4 protein-coding genes are annotated in these 4,190 nt (G+C 50.4%); 1 reads left to right on the top strand and 3 read right to left on the bottom strand.

Features of this window, described 5'->3' with window-relative positions; all coding sequences use genetic code 11:
• Positions 1-195 (top strand): hypothetical protein (locus J0895_RS10500; RefSeq protein WP_207088049.1); only part of this gene is annotated, 195 nt, incomplete at its 5' end.
• Here J0895_RS10500 and feoB read toward each other — a convergent pair.
• From feoB to J0895_RS10485, 3 genes are all read right to left on the bottom strand, one after another.
• Positions 185-2,500, bottom strand: a complete 2,316-nt coding sequence (gene feoB / locus J0895_RS10495; RefSeq protein WP_207088048.1) for a Fe(2+) transporter permease subunit FeoB — start codon at positions 2,498-2,500, stop codon at positions 185-187. The two genes, J0895_RS10500 and feoB, sit on opposite strands and share 11 nt — an antisense overlap.
• Positions 2,497-3,138, bottom strand: coding sequence for a FeoA family protein (locus tag J0895_RS10490; RefSeq protein WP_207088047.1), 642 nt, complete (start codon positions 3,136-3,138; stop codon positions 2,497-2,499). Before J0895_RS10490 ends, feoB begins: the two co-directional genes overlap by 4 nt.
• A gap of 543 nt (positions 3,139-3,681) precedes the next feature.
• A partial coding sequence (locus J0895_RS10485) for an alpha/beta fold hydrolase (protein ID WP_422894324.1) occupies positions 3,682-4,190 on the bottom strand: 509 nt, incomplete at its 5' end.

Raw genomic sequence — 4,190 nt, 5'->3', positions numbered from 1 at the left:
AGGGTGAGGGCTTCTCCCTTTTTGGGAGAATGGGGCTGGTGGGGGATGAGGGCAGACTGTCCAAACATCAGATGCTCCCCTTTGAAAACTGTTAGCGAGTTCGTTAGAATCAAGGGATTGCGTAAACAAATTGACCTCAATCCTAACTCCTCGCTCAAGCTGCTATTTCTGCTGCCGATCGCCTTCACTTCTTAGCGAATACAAGGGGTTGGGAGACTCTCATCAGGACTAAACAGGCAACAGCAAATAGTACCATCCCCACAATCCACCCTAAAGAGCTGATCGCGTGTTGTGAGAAGGTTGCGACTTGATAGAAGATCACAGCGCCACCATAAGCCAATCCTGTCGTCCATAATGCCACAAACAAGGTCCATTGCAGATTGGTTTCCCGATGGATAGCAGCAATGGCCGAAACGCAGGGGCAATATAAGAGGACGAATAACAGATAAGCAAAAGCACTGGCTTGACCCTGAAAGCGAGTGTTCATTTCGCCAAAGGTACCCGTGACCATTGCCGTTTGTGCGGCTACCTCGTCAGTTTCTAACGAGTCTTGGATATTCAAACCGAGGGGGTCGAGCAATGCCCCAGGAACCTCGGCTAAATTGGCCGGAATGGTGGCAAATGCTGACCGGATTTGTCCCCAAAAGTTAAACTCGTCTTCCGTCGCTTCTTCTTGGCCGATCGCCCGTTGTCGCGCCATGTTACTATACAGAGAATCCAATGTTCCCACTAACGCTTCTTTCGCAAACACCCCGGTAAAAATTCCCACCGTGGCGGGCCAGTTATCGCGCTCGATTCCCATCGGTGAGAATACTGGAGTAATGGCTTGACTGGTGACACTCAGCAAGGAGCGATCGCTATCTTGGTTACCAAAGGACCCGTCAACCCCCACGGAATTTAACACCCCCAGGACCATCACCATAATGATGATAATTTTACCCGCTTTCAAGATAAAACCTTTGAGGCGTTCCCAGGTATGAATCATCACCCCTCGCAAGCTGGGAAGGTGATATGGAGGCAGTTCCATGACAAAGGTGGAGGGTTTCCCCGGCAACAGAGTCTGCTTCAACACTAACCCAGTCACGACCGCCGCAAGTATGCCAATCAGATATAACCCGAAGACAATATTTTGACCGGCGACGGGGAAAAATGCAGCAGCAAATAAGGCATAGACGGGTAACCTCGCCCCACAGGACATAAAGGGATTCATGGCGATGGTTAGGAGGCGATCGCGCGGATTTTCCAAGGTGCGACTGGACATAATCCCCGGCACATTACAGCCAAATCCCACCAACATTGGGACAAAGGATTTCCCGGGCAGTCCCACAAACCGCATGAACCGATCCATCACAAAGGCGGCCCGGGCCATATACCCTGAATCTTCCAAAACCGACAGGAACAAAAACAAGAATCCGATGACTGGAATAAAGGTAGAAACCGTTTGAATCCCGCCTCCTGCGCCATCGGCTAACAGGGCCACCAACCATCCCGGAGTGTCAAAACCGGCCAGGAACCTGCCGAATCCTTCTACAAAGATAGTCCCAGTGAGAATATCAAAAAAGTCGATAAAGGCACTGCTGATGTTGATGGTAAACAAAAACATCATATACATCACCCCCAAAAAGATGGGAATGCCCAACCAGCGATCGAGAACAATCCGATCAATTTTTTCGGTAATATTTTCAGCCAATTCTCCCTGGCGTTCGGTCACCCCTTGGATAATTTGGTGAATGTAACTATACCGACTGTCTGCAATAATAATATCGAGGTCTTCCTCCAGAACCTGATGAATTTTGCGACGGTGGGTGACAATGATCCGGTCCAGTTCGGTATCCGTGGAAACCGATGCGCCGCGATCGTCGTATTCCAACAGTTTGAGGGCGGCCCATCGCGGCGCAACGCTGATTTTTCGATCCTTGATCGTTGTTTCAATCTCCAGAAAGGCTTGTTCCAGAATCGCCGGATAGGGGACGCAAGCGTGAGGCAGGGTGGGACGGTCTACTTGTTGGGCGACCTGATCGCGCAATGCACTCAACCCCTCCCGTTTTGTGGCCACAATCGGTATCACGGGACAGCCTAAGCGTTCGGACAACAGCACCGGATCAATGTTAATCCCCCGTTCTTTGGCCATATCCATCATATTCAAGGCAATCACCATCGGGACACGCATCTCGATTAATTGCGTTGTCAGATAGAGATTTCGCTCTAAATTGGAGGCATCTACAATATTAACGATCGCCGTCGCTTCCCCGGACAATAGATAATCCCGGGCCACCAGTTCATCCAATCCCGTTTCATCATCTTCCGCATCCAGGCAATAGACCCCGGGCAGATCCACCACGGTGATCTCACGATTGCCATCGCGATAAGTGCCATCTTTGCGATCTACCGTGACTCCCGGCCAGTTGCCGACGCGCTGGTTCGATCCAGTCAAGGCATTGAATAAACAGGTTTTCCCGCAGTTCGGGTTACCTAACAGGCCAATAATCGGGTGCTTCATCGGTCTACCTTTTCTATACAGAGTGTATCGGCTTCGTCTTTGCGCAGGGTCAGGCTAAATCCACGTACCTTGATTTCCGTAGGGTCGCCCAGGGGTGCGTGGCGGATAATTTTAAACTCAGTTCCCGGGGTCAATCCCATCGAAAGCAGTCGGCGCTTATAGCAGCGGTTTGTGGATTCATAGCCGAGAATTCGTCCTTTCGCACCGACGGCAATCTCTCGCAACCGAGTTTTTAGCCCGGGGTGGGGTTTCCGGCCCTCTGGGTAACCTGGGGTGGCATGAACACAAAGGATCTTTTCGCTCATCCCCGCCCCTAACCCAATCTGGCACTCGTCGATCATTACAATCGTTGATCCGCTGGCGCTGCGATCGATGACGACTAATTCGGTTCCCTCTCTCACTCCCATTTCTGCGAGATACGTTTTCAGGGAACTCCCCCCATTGATTTGAGTCACTCGCAGGCGATCGCCCGCTTGGGCCTGGGATAAAGGACTATCCCCCATACCCTCTTTGGGATTGCAAGGCGGGGAAATCTCCTCGGTTCGGTGGGGTCGAGTCTCGGCCCCAAAATAACTAAACCAGGTCCCCTTTGGATTCCGATATCCCTGTGCCTTGTGCAACATCCCGAGTCCTTTCATGGTCTACCTCTATCTATTGAGAATTTTTATTGATAACGAGATAGGAAAATCCTACCTTATTCTCATTTGAAAATTAAATACTGTATCTGAAATGACCAATCATCAGCCCGATTCATATCCTTGTGGAGGATATTCAGGGAGCCACTTCCGCTTGATTTAAACCCGTAGACTGCATTCTAGCATCTCTTTACGCTCCAATTTTGTCAAAATTTACCCGTTTACAGAACAAAGGGGTTGCTGAAGTGGGAATAACTCCACTTCCTCCTTATCTTTTATACCACAGTTTTAATCCTGATAAAAATTCTTGTAACATTATTTAACCTTATTGAGAGTTAAATCGGGTTAAATCGAGTTAAACCCAGGGCAATCCGGGGTTATAGGCCTCGAAATTAACCGCAGGGGAGTCGGTTTCGCCACCACCGATCCGAATGTCAAGGATTGAGTACAGAAGAACGCGGACAGGCAACAGCCTATTATTGGCAAGTTTCAAGATTAACTGAAACAGTAGCCCACAGAGTCGGGTCCATCGCCAACAGCCCAAGATTATAAAAAGTCGCCGATCGCCTCAACCACCGCATCCGGAAATTCTTCATGCATTCCCAGGGAACCGGCAACCCGCGACGATTCCACCCCAGGCAGTTGGGCGACTGCCTCCATCACCGATTGGGAACCCGAGGGGGCCAAACTGCCAATAATCACCTTCACGGGAACGGGTAAGGGTTGAAATTGGGCCAAGATTTGAGGGCGATCGCCTGCCGGATCCAGAGTCCCCGTGACAAAGGCCACCGGGGCAAATCTCCCCCCGGGGTGTTGGGTACTGTCCCGCTTTTGAGCAATAAATTCCTGGGTCAACTTGGCCGGGTCCACAAAAACGTGCTGTTTATACATAAATTCCAGAAATCCCGGATGAGTATTCAAGTCGTACAGAAACTCACCAATCCCTGGAGTTCGCACAGTCTCTCTCACAAAATCTCGCACAGGTTCTGGTACTCCCATAATCCGCAGGGGTCCCAGCCAAGTCGGTGCGACTAACACCACCTTAGAAACCCGTT

This window comes from Phormidium pseudopriestleyi FRX01 (assembly GCF_017313335.1).
Classification (GTDB): domain Bacteria; phylum Cyanobacteriota; class Cyanobacteriia; order Cyanobacteriales; family Laspinemataceae; genus Laspinema; species Laspinema pseudopriestleyi.
Note: the sequence above shows the minus strand (reverse complement) of the source record. Positions and strands in the feature narration are given on the sequence as shown.